Raw genomic sequence first — 16,602 nt, 5'->3', positions numbered from 1 at the left:
CAATATCATTTTTTCAATCAATTTTATATTTTAGCCGCATTTATTTTTCTACTTTATGAATAAACTTATATATGCTGCAATTTGAAATATAAGCTATAAATGCTATACAAAAATCATTTTGCAGCATATATATTATGTCTTCTCTTAAAATCTTTAATTCATTGTTTTATTAATATTTAATAATAAAGCTTTATGTTTAAATATTTTAATCATATACTTTTCTATTTAAAATTATATTAAAAATTAATTAGTTTTGTCATCTTGCCCTGCTTGTGCATCCAGTTCTTTCTTAAAATTAATACTATCTAGCTTTTTAAAGAATGGAAGATATATAAAGAATGAAAGCACTATAATTACTGCTTGTAAAATTGCTGTTCTCACACCTCCAACTAAGAAGCCTGATATTATTGGTGGTGTTGTCCAAGGAACCATCACTCCACCAAACGGTGGTACTAATCCTGTTGCAATTGAAAAATAAGTAAGAATTCCTGTTATAACTGGTGTAAATATATATGGTATTGCCATAAATGGATTCATTACAACAGGTACACCAAAAGCAACGGGTTCATTTATATTAAACACTCCTGGAATTATAGATAATTTTCCAAGTTCCTTAAATTGTGCTGATTTTGCTAAAAATAGCATACACATTACAAATCCCATAGTAATTCCTGTTCCTGTCATATTTGCAAAATTATCTAGAAATTGTTGTGTTACTATATGTGCTCCGTTTTGGATTGTAAGAGCTCTTCCACTATCTATTATAGCTTGATTATCCATTGTATTTGACAATAATACCGGTCCAACTATTCCACCGGTAATCATAGCTCCATGTACTCCAAACCACCATAAAAAAGGCATTACAAACGTGATAACAATAACTCCTCCAAATGAATCAGTTAAACCTTGTAAAGGTATTTGAATTATTTTATATATCCACTCAATAAGAGTTGTATTAAATCCGTATCTAAATATTATATAAACTACGGTTGCACCTGTTATAATAACAGCTCCTGGTATTAAAGCTGCAAAAGAGTTAGCAACACCTTCTGGCACACCAGCCGGCATTTTAATTTTAATATTTTTTTCTAAAAACCATGAATAAACTGCACCTACTACCAATCCAATTATAATAGCCGTGATCATACCTTTTCCACCAGTCCAAGCTTTAGAAATAACATCTCCTACTTTTTCTCCTCCTGGAGTTATAACATAACCATTTGTGGTTATTAGAAATACAACGAATGATATTACTCCTGCTGATAAAGGTTCATGTTCTTCATTCTTTGCATAAGTGTACGCTATTCCAACGGTTGCCATCAAAGCAAGAATTCCAAAAGTAGATCCAAAAACTTGCAATAATGGTTCTGCCCAGCCTTCTCCAAATGAACTGGCAAGCCATTTATTTAAAGCTGGTATTGGTAATGAAGAAAGTAATAAAAATATTGATCCTATTAAAGTTAATGGTAACGTAAACATCAGACCGTCTTTTAATGCAATTACACCTTTTAGTGTAACAAATTTCATAACTGCTGGTATTAATTTCTCATTTAAATAATTTCCTAATGCTGCCATAATAATTCCTCCTTAAACATAATTAATTTATAGATATTTTATGGTATAATAAATTATGGAAATAATAAATAAACATATTTGTTATTTTATCATTATTAAATTATAACGATTCCTACTTGGTTTTAATTTTTTGAAAGCGGATTATAACCTTTTAGGAATTTGTTTTTTATAGTAAACATTAAATTGACCTTTTACTTTCCAGATAACTTTAACGCAAAATCTAATACTTTTTTTCCATTCATTAATCCATAATCAACCATTGGGATTACATCAACTGGAATTCCTTTGGGATCACATATTTTCTTTGATTTAGCTAAGGTATATCCAACTTGTGGTCCAAGCAATGCAACATCTACATTATCTAGATGTTTATCCATTTGTCCTTCTGGAAATGCTTCAATATCTGCTTCGATTCCTTTTTCTTTAGCTACTTCCCTCATTTTACTAACCAAAAGGCTTGTCGACATTCCTGCTGCACAAAATAATCTAATTGTTATCATAATTTATTCCTCCTTAAATATTTATTCTATAAAAAACTTTTAATATATTGTTAATTTTTAAATTTTTATATTTTTCCTTATTATTTAACTAAAGTGTTCACAACTTTTCTTAATTCAATTATTTGTTCAATTAAATTCTTTTCTGATATGGCTGTCATTAAATGATCCTGTGCATGTACAAATAAAACTGACATATCAATTTTTTCACCATTCGCTTCTTTATGAAGAAATATTGTTTGTCCATCATGAGCTTTTGCCAATGCATCATTTGCTATCTGCATTTCTTTATCAGCTTCTTCATAATTCCCTTCATTTGCATTGTTAAGAGCCGTATAAACGTGATTTTTACAGTCTCCAGCGTTAATTATTATATTCATTATTGCCATTTCTAATTCTTCCATTTTGATTGCCTCCATTTCATGTCTTTCAAGGTATTTTTTCTTTATACCATTTTATAAAGCCCCTCCCATTCGAAATACTCTTCTATTTTTTTATTAAACGTCATCTTAAAACACATATATAATATTTAAATTAATCCTAAGTTCATTAGAGATAACGTTTACTAAGATGCTTTAATGATTTTTACTATTATTTTTTAGTAATAGCTGTCATAAAATGGTCTTATGCTTGTACAAATAATGCATAAATTTCTGTTTTTCTCCTAAAACCTCCTTCTAAATAAGTGATACTTGAACTCCATGTTTTTTCCCAATCGCTGAGCTTGATTTTTGTAGAAGTTCATGATCACTAGTAAAATCACTTCCATTAGCCTTACTTAAATCTTCATGTTCATCCCTCCTTTCTCTACAAGATTGAATTATTATATTCATTACAATTTGTTCACTATTAATATTTAGTCCTCTATTTTTCTTGAAAATCATGCCTATTTTTTATGATAGCAAATAGTACTTAATTCTTCTTTAAAACTTAACTTCTCGTAGTGAATATCCTCTAGTATCATATCTATTCCTTGATCTTGTATATTCAATAGGTTCTCCATCCAAAGTAAAATTCGTTTCTTCTAATTCAAAAATAGGATGATTTTTAGAACAGTTTAAATATTTAATATCGTAGTTATCAGGAATATCTGCACGAAAATACTTAAATGAACCAGAAACCTGGATGTTTAATACATTTCTCATATATTCAAAAATAGATTTTTTGCATTGTTCTTCAGTTAGTCCAGGAACAAGATGAACTGGAATATATGTATGCTCTAGTATGTATGGTTCTGAATCTAATACTCTCAGCCTCACTATTTTATAAACGGGTGATTTATCCTTTAATTTGAGTTTATCTTGAATAATTGCATCCGACAATTCCACATTAAATTCAATAATTTCATTTACTAAATTCCTATTAGCTTTTTTCATCTGAGCTGCAAGTCCCTTGTAGTGCTTGTTTGTGTTTTCATTGGTAAACCAGAAATTTCTATTCATAATTTTAGTTCCTGCACCACGTTTCGAATAAACCAAGCCTTCCATATTTAAAACTGTAATAGCCTTATTTAAAGTAGTTCGTGATACCTTAAATTCATTCATTAATGTTTCTTGATTAGGAAGATACTCATCTGATTTATATGTTTCATCAATAATTCTCTTTCTAATCTTATCAGCAATAATTTCGTATTTTGCAGTCATAATATCAAACCTCACATCCATAATAATAATAATTAAAAAATAGCAAATTACTATCAAGCCATAATTCAATTATTATTTTAGGCTTTCCTTAAGAATTTATCAATAATTCTCTAAATAATACGCTTGTTCATCTGTAATTTACAATAAATGGTTTATCAATACCAAATATAATAAATAGACACATCAATGAAATGAAAATTAATAATTCTGCAATTATGTATAGTCTATAAGTGCAGGCATTAGTAATATTATCAGTAATTTGTTCTGGAAAACTTATGCTGGAACTTTAAAAAATATTACTAACTAAAAGACTCCCCTGTAGTTACAATATATTTTATTTCTCTTCCTATATATTTTCTCCATTACTTTTTATAACATCTTTCAACCAATAAAAGCTCTTTTTAGGGATTCTACGTAAGTCCTTTAAATCATGATTTGATCTGTTAACAAACACAGTTCCATATCTTTTTTCAACATCTCCGCTTGAACTAGGAATATCTATTAATCCCCATCCTAAATATCCAAGTACATCAGAACCATCAATTTCAATAGCATCTTTTAAAGCCTTAATATGATCTTTATGATATTCAATTCTATAATCGTCTTCAATAAATTCGTTATCATCACTTATATCTTCTCTAACTCCTATTCCGTTTTCTATTGGAAATATAGGAATTCTATATCTATTATATAATTCAGTAATTACTCCTCTAAATGCTAATGAATCTATTTCCCATTCCCACTCAGTAGATTTTAAATATGGATTTTTCACATGTGCATATTTCAAGTAATCATTTATCCACATATTTTTTGTTATTTTCTCATGTGATACAGTCATAGATTGATAATAACTAAAAGCTATAAAATCGCTTTTAACTTTAGAAATAATTTTCTGTTCTTCATCAAAATCATCTATGTTTACTTTTAAATTTTTCATATATTGTTTTACTATTGGTAAATATTTCCCATTTACCAATAAATTCACTATATTTTGATTATAGAAATTATCAATTTGCTCTGCTAATAAGATATCTTTTGGATGAGATGTTGCTGGATATACTTTTTGGTATGCAATCATTCCTCCTATTTTACATTTAGTATTTTCATGAATATAATTTGCTACCAGTGCATGTGCAATTATCATATTGTGTCCTATTTGATAAATTTTATTTATATCATAATTTTTATCTAAGCATCCTGCCATCCCAAAAGAATGTTCATCATCCATAAATGAGAAATTTTGTTCGTTAAAGGTTATCCATAAATTAACGTTATCTGCGTATTCATCTATCATTCTCTTTGAAAAATTATAAAAAGCTTTAACAACTTCTTTACTTAAAAAACCATTATATTTTTTTGATAAATTAAGTGGCATGTCAAAATGATATAAACATATCATTGGTTTTATATCCCTTTTTAATAGTTCATCAATAAATTCATGATAAAATTTGATTCCTTCTTCATTAAAGTCTCCATCACCTAATGGATTAACTCTACTCCAAGATATTTGAAAGCGATAACAATTCATGCCTTGTTCTGCCATTAAATCAAAATCTTCTTTATATCTATGATAAGAATCAATACCTTGTTTCCAATCTGAAGTAGTAGTTGTTTCTTCTATAACATCATAAACTGATAAGCCTTTACCGCCCTCATTCCATGCACCTTCTGTTTGCATGCTGGAAACAGAATTGCCCCATAAAAAATCTTTTTCCATAAATAATTTACTCCTTTCCTTTTTTATTATAATAACACGGTTTTATTTAAAAGTAAACCGGTTTTTTATTTTCTTTTTTCTAAACATTATTAATTATATTTCTTCGAAATAGATTTTGAGTTTTAATATGAAAGACTGATAATCATCATAGACATGGTGGAATTTTTCATATTAATCCAATTCTAATAGAGCGGTCTTTTGTAATCGTCAATTATTTGACGATTAGAATTATTCTAAACTTATAGTGAATAGAAAGACCCTCGACATTACCGTCGAGGGTTTCATGGTGGAGGCGAAGCAGAACCTTCGAAATCCACTAATAAAATTCATCTCTATTTATTACTAAAAGTAATAATCCATCTTTTCACATATTAAGTATCATATTCTCCTGATGCAACTACTAATCCAAGATATATAATATCTTCCTCCCTACAGACTAGTTCAATTCAGTTTATATCTAGAAACACCATCATTGCTAAAATTTCTATTCTCTTGTTTTCATCTAAGAAAGGATGGTTATTAATAATGCTAACCCCTAACATTGGCCTTTAGACTGTATTGATGTATATAATTCTTCGCCTTATATACAGCTTCAAACAGTATTAATTTATGCTAACGTAAGTTGCTCTAATTTATTTTTTGTATAATCATCTATGGGCATTTGAATGGTTATATTTGCCCCCTCTATTTCTGTAGACTTAAATGAAATATAGCTTAAGTATAAGTCTCCTACTAAAGGATGATGTAAAAGTTTTTGCCCCTCTGGTGTTCCCATAATACCTTGATTACTCCACCATTTGTTAAATAGAGAATTTTTTTCATTCAATTCATTTATAATCTCATTTATTGTATTATCAGTCTCATAATAGCTGTAATTTGCTCTCAATTGTTCAACACGCAATTTAGAATGTCCCTCCCAATTATCTAATAGTTCCTTTAGATAATTATCATTAAAAGCTCTCCAAACAGAATTTCTTTCTTTTTCATTCATTTCTTCATAATTACCATAAACTTTTAGAGCTATTTCATTCCATCCAATTATTGTTAATTTGCTATCAGTAACATAAGCTATACTAGGATTTTGATTATCTAAGAATTTTTGTAATGTATTCGAAATATTAGCAGTAGTAACGTCTTCCATAGGTAATTTTTTATCTGACAAATTAAATAAATATCGTTTTTCTTCATTATTTAATTGTAGGACTCTACTCAAAGAGAGTAACACATCTATTGATGGATTAACATTTTGTCCTTGTTCAATGCGCACATACCAGTCAATACTTACTCCTGCTAAATCAGCAACTTCTTCTCTCTTTAGCCCTTTCACTCTTCTTTTTTTATCAAATTTGAGTCCAAATTGTTCTGGCCTTAATGTGGACCTTTTCTTTTTTAAAAATAACCCAAGTTCCTTATTTTTAGATATCATTACCATCTCTCCTATTTATATTTAATTATTAATGATAATACATGTAATTTACAAAGTCCTTTTATGAATCACTTCACATCTACTAAATATAGTATTATTAATCATATGATAACTTAGCTTCTATTTAAAATAATACTTTCATTATACACTATTTTCATAACATATAGAGAGGAAGATGTGAAAATGAATAGACATTTAGAAAACAAAAATTTTTCAAACAAATTATTATTAATCTTATCCATTATTTGTGCAATTATAGTAGCTAATTTGTACTACGACCAAGTTTTATTAACCAGTATTTCCAATGATTTTTTTGTATCTGCTTCATCATCTGGTAAGCTTGTAACAGCTATACAGATAGGCTATACAATGGGATTATTGTTTATTGTTCCACTCGGAGATAGGTATAGTAGAAAACTGTTAATCATTTTAAGTATTATTGGTTCAGCTGTATTATTATATTTAATGACTTTAGTCTCTACCTTTAATTTAATAGTAATTGTAGGATTTTTTATGGGACTTTCCAGTGTTTCGGCACAGCTTATAATTCCATTTGTTTCGTCAAATATCTCATCAGAAAAGCGAGGTGTAATAGTTAGTCACTTATTAACCGGAGTATTTCTTGGAGTTTTATTAGGCAGAGTATTAGGCGGCGTTGTTGGTCAATTACTTGGATGGAGAGGAGTTCATGAATTTGCAGCAATAGTTTTATTAATTTTTGCAGTATACTTATATTATTCTCTTCCTAATGATAATGTAAAAAAAGAAAGTTCATATAAAAATATCATATTATCCTTACCTCCATTATTAAAAAGAGAGAAGGTATTAAGAGAAACAATAGTTTTTGGTGCTGCTGCATTTTGTGCATTCAATATTTTTTGGGTTTCATTGTCCTTTATTTTAGAAGGTTCTCCTTATAATTATGGAAGTGCCATAGTCGGACTCTTTGGTTTCTTAGGTATAGCAGGCGCATTGGCAGCTGGATTTTCAGGAAAACTTACAAACAGCAAAAGTGTAAGCTTATGGAACCTTTTTGCTTTAGCTATAATGTTTGTCTCGTTTTTGATCTTAGGTATAGGCTGGTCTAAACTTATAGTTATAATTTTTATAACCTTTACTTTAGATGTTGGTTCGAGAATGAATATGTCCCTAAATCAAGGAAGGATTTATAAGCTTAGTCTCCAAAATCATAGTAGATTAAATTCTCTTTACATGGTTGGATATTACTTAGGTGGATCTCTTGGTTCATGGATAAGTACCTCTGTATATCATTCATTTGGTGTTATTGGAATTACAATTGCAAGCTGCACTGTACTTTTACTAGCGTATATTTATTATTTAATTACTAATAATCTTTTAAACCGAATAACCCGTACTAAATCTTCAAGTGTATTTACCTCTAAAAATCAACCAACACATCAATAATTTGTGAAATGATCTAAGACATAATCAAAAAAATAACAAACCCATCTACCTAAAAGAATTATTTAATGGTAATGAAGATATGATTAATTATCCTATGATAATTTAACATCTATTTTTAAAAATTCTTTAATTGTATACTAATTTAAAAGGAATTTACTTTCATTAAAAGTATATTATTAGGCTTATAATATAAATCATAAGTCTTTCATAACTGTATATAACTATAAATAGACATTATTATTTGTTGGAATATGTTTAAAGTAAAGGAGAAGATAAAAATGAATTTGATAACTGTAAATCAAGAGAAATGTATTAAATGTGGTTTATGCGTAAATGAGTGCCCAGAACGTGTATTAGAACTTAGTGAAAATGGGCCTAAAGAAATTTGCGGTGAAGAGTGTATTTCCTGCGGCCATTGTGTAGCTATCTGTCCAAGAGCAGCAATTGATAATATAAAAACACCATTATCCAATCAAATCAGCTCAAAGAAATTTTCAAAACTAAGTCCTGAGGAGGCAGAAAACTTTCTGCGTTCAAGGCGTTCCATTCGATCATATAAAGAAACTCCTGTCCCAAGAGAAAAAATAATAGACCTTGTGAATATTTCGCATTTTGCTCCTAGTGGACATAATCTGCAAGGTGTATCGTATGTTATCATAGATGATAGGGAAATTCTTGATAAAGCTGTTAAACTTGTTATTGAAGAATTTGAAAAGGATAATGTATCAAGTAACTTTACAAAGCCATATCGTGAAAAAGGAATTGATACAATTTTGCGAGGAGCATCCACCCTTATACTAGCAACTGCTGATTTGAACTTTCCACGAGGAAGAGAAAATTCTATTTTTTCATTAGCATATTTGGAGTTGTATGCACCAACACTAGGATTAGGCTCATGTTGGGCTGGAATGTTTGAAAGAATTGCTATGAAGGATAATTCCCCACTAATTAAATTATTTAATATCACTAACAATAAGAAAATCACTGGTGCTGTTATGGTGGGATATCCTAAATATACTTATTCAAGGTTAGTTGACAGAAATCCATTAGAGTTTACTTTTATAACTCAGTAATATCCACTCTATAAAAATTAAAACAAATATTCTAATAAAATTTATTATTGGTGGAGCTACCCGTAGCAATAAAAAAACCACGATCACCTGTAAGCAGCTATTCAAGCCACATAAAAATGGTCGTGGGTTTCATGGCGGAGGCAAAGCACGACCTTCGAAATCCACCAATAAATTTCATCTCATTTTAGCCCGCAATATATTACATATTAACAACTTTACCTATAAAATCAACCTCATTATTTATCAATGTATATGGGGAATATTCTTTATAACTTTCTAAGTCATTTAATGTTACTATTGGGATACCACGTTCTAATATTGTTAATGTTAAATACTTAGATAATGATGCTAATCTTTGTCCTTATCCAGCTTCTAATAGATAATATTTAATGGCGTTGATTTCTTAATTGGTTCAAAAGCCCTTTTGGGTTTATTAAAATACATACTATTTCTCTGATATTTATTTATATTCTCTAAAGGTTCTTAAAACTAATCTCTCTTTTCATTTAGTTTTTATAATTTCTTATAATCCGAAAATTAAACAGCTTCAGTTCTTGAAAGCTGCCATCCAACTGCTTCTTGTCTTGCACTGATAAAGTCTGCATATAACCCTTTCTGATTAATAAGTTCATCATGTGTTCCTCTTTGTATAATATGGCTATTCTTTAATACAAGTATCTGATCAGCATTACGTACAGTCTTTAGACGATGCGCAATCATAATAATAGTCTTATTATAAGTAAGTGCTTCGATTGCATTTTGTAATTCTTCTTCATTTTCTGGATCAACACTCGATGTAGCCTCATCAAGAATTATAACAGGAGCATCTTTTAGTATAGCACGTGCAATAGAAATTCTCTGTTTTTCGCCACCAGATAAAGTTCCTCCGCCTTCACCTATAACAGTATTATATCCATTAGGAAGTTTCATAATGAAATTATGGCTGCATGCCTTTTTAGCAGCTTCAATCACCTCTTCATGAGTAGCATCTGGTTTTCCAAACTTAATATTATTTTCAATAGAATCCGCAAATAAATAAACATTTTGGAATACTATACTTATATTTTTCATTAAACTATCCAGTTTAAAATCGCGTATATCATGTCCTCCCACAGTAATCTTTCCGCCTTGAATATCCCAGAATCTAGCAAGCAGATTACACATTGTACTTTTTCCACTTCCAGATGGTCCTATTATAGCAGTGGTAGTCTTTGCTGGAATTGAAATATTTACTTTATCTAATATCTTACGATCTGCATAAGAAAAATCTACATTATCAAATACAATATCAGCAGATTCTATCTTAATATCTTTTCCATCAGTGTCCATAACAGGAGTATCATCAATAGTATTAGATGTATCCATTGATGCGCCAAGCATCTGCAGTAAAGATGCCATATTACCTGCATTCTCTAAATCGCTGAATATCATAAAAGAGGCAATTATAAAGATTAAACTATATCCCAGAGAAAGAGTTCCATTTACATAAAGATAAATAGAATATACTAATAGCGCAGTGCTGAATATACGAAGTACAAATTCTTTGAGTGCATCATATGGTACACTTGAATATGTTAACTTAATGTTATTGCTGCAGCTCTTCTTAATCACACTAAGTATTGACTGTGAACTTTCCTTCTCCATGCCAAATGCTTTAACAACATTCATACCTTGTATATATTCTAATACTGATTCTACCAGCTCTTCCTGACCATTTTGACGTTTAGCACTTAACTTTGATGATTTGTTTTGTGAAAGCTCAGTAACTAACAAATAACATAAGATACCTATAATAGCAAGAATACCAATGTTAAAATTAAAATAGAAAATTGCTAATGTTAATGCTATAGAACTTAAAAATCCTCCCACTACTGATACCAGAACTCTAGCTGCTGTATTTTCAACATCTCCTAAAGTTGTTGTAACAATAGCAGTAATGTTTCCTATACTGTTTCTATTGAAGTATCCCATTGGAATATAACGTAATCTATCGCCAATATGAATACGCTTATCTGCCACCATACAATATCCAGTCTCAGTCTGATCCATTGTAGAAAAGTAAGTTGTAACTATTCTTCCAATTACAGATACCAGCATTATTGCAAATGACATCCATATTATTCTGCTATCTTTATTATCTTCTAAAAGTGCATCAAAAACTAAATATAATGCTGCAAACTGTAATGATGCAAATATTCCACATAAAAAGGAAAAGAACAATGATTTTTTTAGAAGTCTTTTCTTTTCACCTGCAAATTGAAATATTTTCTTTAATGTTCCGTACATATCTATTCCCCCTATTCTTGATCTTTTACGCCAATATGTTTTTCCCACATATTCTTATAAAGCTTGCAGTTAGCAAGAAGTTCTTTATGTGTTCCTTCTGCTTCAATAGTTCCTTGATTTATAACAACAATCTTATCTGCGCCTGTAATAGTAGAAAGACGATGAGCTATTACTATTAATGTTTTACCTGCCGTAAGAGCTGAAATTGCTTTTTGAACTAACACTTCATTTTCTGCATCAATATAAGCAGTTGCTTCATCCAAAATAACAATAGGTGCATTTTTTAACATTGCACGAGCTATTGCAATTCTTTGACGCTCACCACCTGATAAATGAGAACCACCACTTCCAACAACTGTATCATATCCATTATCCAAATTTCTTATAAATGAATCGCAGCCACTATTTTTAGCAACCTTTTCTACTTCTGCATCAGTTGCTGCTGGATTTCCCATTTTTATATTTTCACGAATACTTCTATTAAATAAATAGTTATCTTGTGAAACATACGAAATCTTATCTGATAACTGAGAAAGTGGAATATCTTTTAGTTTATGTCCACCTAAGCTTATATTTCCTGAAGTAACATCCCAGTACCCAGCAATTAATTTTGCAATGGTTGATTTGCCTGAACCAGATGGACCTACAAAAGCAGTCATAGTTCCTGGTTTAATCTCAAGATTAATTTCATGAAGAATTTCTTTATCTTCTTCATATGAAAATGAAACATCCTGTAACTTAATATAGTCATTCTTAAATTTCACATATTCTTTTTTATGATTTAATTCTTTTGAATTTAAAAGATTATTTATTTCTTCAACATTAGTTTGTAATATTGCAAGATCATCTGTGAAAGTAAAAGCTGACATAATAGGGCTTATTAAACCTAATGAGAAAATTATAATTGCAATAAATGTAGTCATTTCTAAACTTCCAGACATCCAAAATGAAAATCCAAAAGGTAAAATACATATAAGAACAGATGGTAAAATTCCGTTGTATGCACTCATAGTCTTTTGATTATCACGCATCCAATCCACATAATAGTTACCATTATACTTTACTGCATTAGAATATTTTTTATATGATCCAGCTGATTGACTGAAGGCTTTAACTACTTCTATTCCTCCGATGTATTCAACTACAGCATCAGTCATATTCTTACCAGCCTGTACAGCTCCTCCCCATTTTACTTGATAACTCCTCATACCTAATGACATTACTACAAGTCCAATTATAAGCGTAACAATAGATAAAAGTGCCATACGCCAGTCTAATATAAACAGATATACAATAATGGATATAGGTACTAGTATATTAGCTGTCATCTGTGGAATCAGATGGGCAAATGTTGGTTCCATTCCTTCTACCCTATCTACAATTGTGTTTTTATATTGTCCTGATGGAGTATTTATAATTGTTCCCATAGGAACCTTTGCTAATTTTCGTATACTATTTTCTCTTAAATCTCTTAATGTATAATATGTTGCAGTATGAGAAATAGCTGTTGAAATATTATCAAAAGCAACCTTTCCTACATAACCCAAAAACACCACTACACAGACTATCAAATAAGAATATAGTCTTTTTTCCTTATTTATTATTTTAGTAGCAATATTAACAGCGCAAAAATAAGGAATCATATGACATATAACTCCTAGAATCGCTAAAATAATACTAGCAATAAATTTCCCATGATAAGGCTTTGCCCATCCCCATAAAATTTTTATTGCCGAATCTTTCTTCTGCTCATTCATATTAAAGATTCCCCCTTTATAAAATATTTTTTAATTTTTAATAATCCAGCTTTATCGATCGGATATTGTTCAACAATCCTTCCATTTTCCAAATGTATAACATCTGTACAACAATCTGCAATTAATTCTAAATCATGTGTAATTACATATACTGTTTCACCTTTTTCTTGAAGTTCTTTTAATATAGAAGCTACTTCTTTCATATGTCTAAAATCCAATCCACTAGTAGGTTCATCGAAAACTAAAATTGGTCTCTTAGATGCTGCTGCAGACGCAATCGCAACTCTTTGTTTTTGTCCTCCTGAAAGCGACATAGGATGCCTATCTCTATATAAAATAAGATCTAGTTGTTCTAAAATCTCTTTTTCTAAATTTTTATCCTCATGCTCCATGCTTATCTTTATCTCATCTGAAATGCTTTCAGTAAATAATTGATGATTTACTTCCTGCATAACCATATAACATGTATTTAGCCTATCTTTAGTTTTCATCAATTGTCCATTATATATAATCTTTCCACAATTTTTTTCCAGACCGCAAAAGCATCTTGCAAAGGTAGATTTACCTGCTCCGTTATTGCCAATAATGGCTGTAACTCTTTCAGCCGGTATATCACATTCTTTAATGTGTAATGTTTCTGGCTGATTTTTATGAGAAAAGCAGAAATCTCTTAATTGCAACATCTTTGTTGGTGGAGATATTTTTCTTTCAAGCTTAATTTCATCCAAAGAATAAATTCTTAATCCCATAGCCATTCGTTCTTCTCTTTGTAAATTTTCAAAATCTTTGTTGCTATATTCATGTTCAATTCTTCCATCACGTACATATATAAAACGATCTGCCAGACCTCTTAGATAAAATAATCTATGTTCTGATATAACGATTGTTTTTCCCTGTTTCTTCCACAAAGAAAGAATCTTACGCAATTCCATAATTGATGACAGATCTAAATTAGATGATGGCTCATCCATAACAAAGATTTCTGGTTCCATAGCATATACAGATGCACATGCTATCTTCTGCTTTTCTCCACCTGAAAGCTGAAAAATATTCCTATCTAATAATTTTTTCATATTAAAATTATTCACTGTTCTTTCAATTCGTCTTTCGATTTCCTGTTTTGGCATAGCAAAATTTTCACATCCAAATGCAATTTCACTTGTCGTATCTACATTAAAAAACTGTGATCTGGGATTTTGAAACACGCTTCCAACCAGTTTTGCTGTGTCATATAAAGGCTGCTGCGCAATTGACTGTCCGTTAATAGATACTTTACCGCTAATTTTTCCTTCGTAAAAATGTGGAATAAGTCCATTTATAAGTCTTGTAATTGTAGTTTTGCCACATCCACTTTCGCCACATAAAACAATAAATTCTCCCTTTGGAATATTAAGGCTGATGTTATTAACTCCACATCTATTTTCTCCTGCATACGTAAAAGAAACATCTTCTAAATTTATCAAACCTATTACCTCCTAAGAATTTATCTAATTCTGCATAAAAAATATAAAAAAACAGCTTATACAAATTGTCATCATAACAATGTCCTGTATATGAAATCCTATTTTACATACATTAGTTCTTTTTACTGGAGCTCCCAAGCCCCTGGTTATTGCAGCTGATGATAATTCATCGCCTATCTTAATCACTGAAAATATAAGTGGAATTAACCTATACTCTATAATTAATAATGGATTTTTACCTCCAAATCGTATTCCTCTCATCCTCATTGCATCATTAATAGCCTGATATTCCTGTTTTATAGTAGGAAAAAATCGAAATATAACTGATAACGGAATAACAATTTCCTTTGGTATATGAATTTTCTCCATAGATGCAATGAATTCACTTACTGATGTTGATTTTAATAAAAATGCACCCATCATAATACCTGGTGCAAATCTTGTCATTATAGAACATACAGCAAGTAATATAAAAGAGATAATTCCTCCTATTGAAGAAAGTGCTATACGTTCAACCATAAAACACACTCCATATAAGATAAGATATTTACCTGCTGTTTTAAATTGCTTTTCAGTAAGTAGAAGTAAAAATGGTATCGCACTTAAAACAGGTTTTATTATATTCATAACTCCTTTATTACCAGTGCTAAGTAATAAAGTAGTTATTGTTATCATAATTAACAGCTTAGTTCTAGGATCAAGTATTATTCCTGATTTTATTCTTTCTGTGCTATAAACTGAAGATTCCATTTATATAATACCTGCTTTTTCGAAGTGCTTTCTAAGAATTCTCTTTCCGATCGATCCTCCAAGTACTGCACATATGAAACATCCTAGTGTAACTAAAGCAATACTCCACATTGGCATAACCTGCATTACACGTATTGCATATTCTTCACCAAAGCTGCTGGCAAAATCAGCATATGCTGCATCAACCATAAAATACATTGGAATATATGTTCCAATCATCCATAAACTAAAAACTGAATATCCTAAAATATTTTTCTTAGCACTTCTATAATTTCCTGACTTCATAATCACATCACCTATAATACCAAAAACAATACCCATAGGCACTCCCCAAAACCCCATTCCTGTAAGCCCCATAAGTGATCCGCTTAAAATTCCCATCATTGTAACCATTCCGAATTTTTTAACTTTAGTTGAGAATATCATAAATGGTATTCCTGTAATAAGTGCCCAAAGTGCACCAAGAATAGGCAATAAGATTGGTACAAAACCTATTGGAATAGCTATAGCACAGCCGATTATAAAATAAAGAGCTGTAAATAAACCAATATTGATTAAATCTTTTGCTTGTAATTTATTTTCCATATAAATACCTCCATGTTTGATAATTAAAATCAATTGATCTTTACTATCACTAAATATATCACATTATGGATATATATTCTATAATCAATCATCTTTTTAGCTCCAAATAGCATCAGGTATTTTTATTGACTGCGGCTGAAGTGATAATTATAATAAAATCAACTGATAATAATTTTCATAAATCAGGAGACTAACTATATGAAGTCAATATAAGTTAATAAAAAAATCATATTTTTTAGTCAATAAAAAAGTGCATGACAAATAAAGCAACTATGTTTCTTGGAAATTTAAGGAATTACATTTGTGGAACAAATGAGGTATTGGTTTTTAAAAGATAAAAAATAACACGTATTAGTTTTTTGGCTACATGGCTCATAGCAATATAATAATGCTTGCCTTCACTTT

Annotated in this window: 15 protein-coding genes and 1 pseudogene; 2 read left to right on the top strand and 14 right to left on the bottom strand. The window is 29.9% G+C overall.

Annotated elements, in window-relative coordinates; translation table 11 throughout:
* Positions 1–243 precede the first annotated feature (243 nt).
* From CLPUN_RS18015 to CLPUN_RS17985, 8 genes are all read right to left on the bottom strand, one after another.
* A complete protein-coding gene (locus CLPUN_RS18015; RefSeq protein WP_077848627.1) occupies positions 244–1,575 on the bottom strand; it encodes a PTS sugar transporter subunit IIC in 1,332 nt (443 codons plus the stop codon).
* Positions 1,576–1,766: 191 nt separating this feature from the next.
* A complete protein-coding gene (locus tag CLPUN_RS18010; RefSeq protein ID WP_077848626.1) occupies positions 1,767–2,075 on the bottom strand; it encodes a PTS sugar transporter subunit IIB in 309 nt (102 codons plus the stop codon).
* A gap of 80 nt (positions 2,076–2,155) precedes the next feature.
* On the bottom strand, positions 2,156–2,476 hold the full coding sequence (locus tag CLPUN_RS18005; RefSeq protein ID WP_077848625.1) for a PTS lactose/cellobiose transporter subunit IIA: 321 nt from the start codon (positions 2,474–2,476) through the stop codon (positions 2,156–2,158).
* 273 nt (positions 2,477–2,749) lie between these two features.
* Positions 2,750–2,956: a PTS lactose/cellobiose transporter subunit IIA gene (locus CLPUN_RS18000; RefSeq protein WP_077848624.1), complete on the bottom strand. Its 207-nt coding sequence runs from the start codon at positions 2,954–2,956 to the stop codon at positions 2,750–2,752.
* A 39-nt stretch (positions 2,957–2,995) separates the two neighbouring features.
* Positions 2,996–3,715: a GntR family transcriptional regulator gene (locus CLPUN_RS17995; RefSeq protein WP_158078797.1), complete on the bottom strand. Its 720-nt coding sequence runs from the start codon at positions 3,713–3,715 to the stop codon at positions 2,996–2,998.
* 346 nt (positions 3,716–4,061) lie between these two features.
* Positions 4,062–5,432: a glycoside hydrolase family 1 protein gene (locus tag CLPUN_RS17990; RefSeq protein WP_077848622.1), complete on the bottom strand. Its 1,371-nt coding sequence runs from the start codon at positions 5,430–5,432 to the stop codon at positions 4,062–4,064.
* 446 nt (positions 5,433–5,878) lie between these two features.
* Positions 5,879–5,974: a Fic family protein gene (locus CLPUN_RS29685; protein WP_143329082.1), complete on the bottom strand. Its 96-nt coding sequence runs from the start codon at positions 5,972–5,974 to the stop codon at positions 5,879–5,881.
* A 65-nt stretch (positions 5,975–6,039) separates the two neighbouring features.
* Positions 6,040–6,858 (bottom strand): helix-turn-helix domain-containing protein, encoded by an 819-nt coding sequence (locus tag CLPUN_RS17985; protein ID WP_077848621.1) that lies wholly within the window; start codon positions 6,856–6,858, stop codon positions 6,040–6,042.
* A 183-nt stretch (positions 6,859–7,041) separates the two neighbouring features.
* Here CLPUN_RS17985 and CLPUN_RS17980 point away from each other — a divergent pair, with 183 nt between their 5' ends.
* Together CLPUN_RS17980 and CLPUN_RS17975 are read left to right on the top strand one after the other, a co-directional pair.
* Positions 7,042–8,283 (top strand): MFS transporter, encoded by a 1,242-nt coding sequence (locus CLPUN_RS17980; RefSeq protein ID WP_077848620.1) that lies wholly within the window; start codon positions 7,042–7,044, stop codon positions 8,281–8,283.
* A gap of 278 nt (positions 8,284–8,561) precedes the next feature.
* A complete protein-coding gene (locus CLPUN_RS17975) occupies positions 8,562–9,356 on the top strand; it encodes a nitroreductase family protein (RefSeq protein ID WP_077848619.1) in 795 nt (264 codons plus the stop codon).
* Between the two features lie 199 nt (positions 9,357–9,555).
* Here the strand turns inward: CLPUN_RS17975 and CLPUN_RS29680 are convergent.
* The 6 genes and pseudogenes from CLPUN_RS29680 to CLPUN_RS17950 all read right to left on the bottom strand — a co-directional run.
* A pseudogene (locus CLPUN_RS29680) lies at positions 9,556–9,705 on the bottom strand (DUF6718 family protein); the annotation flags it as partial.
* A gap of 188 nt (positions 9,706–9,893) precedes the next feature.
* On the bottom strand, positions 9,894–11,642 hold the full coding sequence (locus CLPUN_RS17970; RefSeq protein WP_077848618.1) for an ABC transporter ATP-binding protein: 1,749 nt from the start codon (positions 11,640–11,642) through the stop codon (positions 9,894–9,896).
* 11 nt (positions 11,643–11,653) lie between these two features.
* Positions 11,654–13,399 carry an ABC transporter ATP-binding protein gene (locus CLPUN_RS17965; protein ID WP_077848617.1) on the bottom strand — a complete coding sequence of 582 codons (1,746 nt, stop codon included), beginning with the start codon at positions 13,397–13,399 and terminating at the stop codon, positions 11,654–11,656.
* On the bottom strand, positions 13,396–14,862 hold the full coding sequence (locus CLPUN_RS17960; RefSeq protein WP_077848616.1) for an ABC transporter ATP-binding protein: 1,467 nt from the start codon (positions 14,860–14,862) through the stop codon (positions 13,396–13,398). Before CLPUN_RS17960 ends, CLPUN_RS17965 begins: the two co-directional genes overlap by 4 nt.
* Positions 14,863–14,886: 24 nt before the next feature.
* Positions 14,887–15,612 (bottom strand): energy-coupling factor transporter transmembrane component T, encoded by a 726-nt coding sequence (locus tag CLPUN_RS17955; protein WP_077848615.1) that lies wholly within the window; start codon positions 15,610–15,612, stop codon positions 14,887–14,889.
* Positions 15,613–16,197 carry an MptD family putative ECF transporter S component gene (locus CLPUN_RS17950; protein WP_077848614.1) on the bottom strand — a complete coding sequence of 195 codons (585 nt, stop codon included), beginning with the start codon at positions 16,195–16,197 and terminating at the stop codon, positions 15,613–15,615.
* Positions 16,198–16,602: the final 405 nt, after the last annotated feature.

The sequence above is a fragment of the Clostridium puniceum genome (assembly GCF_002006345.1).
In the GTDB taxonomy this organism is placed as follows: domain Bacteria; phylum Bacillota; class Clostridia; order Clostridiales; family Clostridiaceae; genus Clostridium; species Clostridium puniceum.
Note: the sequence above shows the minus strand (reverse complement) of the source record. Positions and strands in the feature narration are given on the sequence as shown.

Bases quoted from the DNA above. Each gene is read 5' to 3' on its own strand.
- CLPUN_RS17970 (WP_077848618.1), bottom strand. From the start codon at position 11,642: ATGTACGGAACATTAAAGAAAATATTTCAATTTGCAGGTGAAAAGAAA.
- CLPUN_RS17980 (WP_077848620.1), top strand. From the start codon at position 7,042: ATGAATAGACATTTAGAAAACAAAAATTTTTCAAACAAATTATTATTA.
- CLPUN_RS17995 (WP_158078797.1), bottom strand. From the start codon at position 3,715: ATGACTGCAAAATACGAAATTATTGCTGATAAGATTAGAAAGAGAATT.
- CLPUN_RS18010 (WP_077848626.1), bottom strand. From the start codon at position 2,075: ATGATAACAATTAGATTATTTTGTGCAGCAGGAATGTCGACAAGCCTT.
- CLPUN_RS17985 (WP_077848621.1), bottom strand. From the start codon at position 6,858: ATGATATCTAAAAATAAGGAACTTGGGTTATTTTTAAAAAAGAAAAGG.
- CLPUN_RS17975 (WP_077848619.1), top strand. From the start codon at position 8,562: ATGAATTTGATAACTGTAAATCAAGAGAAATGTATTAAATGTGGTTTA.
- CLPUN_RS17965 (WP_077848617.1), bottom strand. From the start codon at position 13,399: ATGAATGAGCAGAAGAAAGATTCGGCAATAAAAATTTTATGGGGATGG.
- CLPUN_RS18005 (WP_077848625.1), bottom strand. From the start codon at position 2,476: ATGGAAGAATTAGAAATGGCAATAATGAATATAATAATTAACGCTGGA.
- CLPUN_RS18015 (WP_077848627.1), bottom strand. From the start codon at position 1,575: ATGGCAGCATTAGGAAATTATTTAAATGAGAAATTAATACCAGCAGTT.
- CLPUN_RS29685 (WP_143329082.1), bottom strand. From the start codon at position 5,974: ATGTTAGGGGTTAGCATTATTAATAACCATCCTTTCTTAGATGAAAAC.
- CLPUN_RS17950 (WP_077848614.1), bottom strand. From the start codon at position 16,197: ATGGAAAATAAATTACAAGCAAAAGATTTAATCAATATTGGTTTATTT.
- CLPUN_RS17955 (WP_077848615.1), bottom strand. From the start codon at position 15,612: ATGGAATCTTCAGTTTATAGCACAGAAAGAATAAAATCAGGAATAATA.
- CLPUN_RS18000 (WP_077848624.1), bottom strand. From the start codon at position 2,956: ATGATTTTCAAGAAAAATAGAGGACTAAATATTAATAGTGAACAAATT.
- CLPUN_RS17990 (WP_077848622.1), bottom strand. From the start codon at position 5,432: ATGGAAAAAGATTTTTTATGGGGCAATTCTGTTTCCAGCATGCAAACA.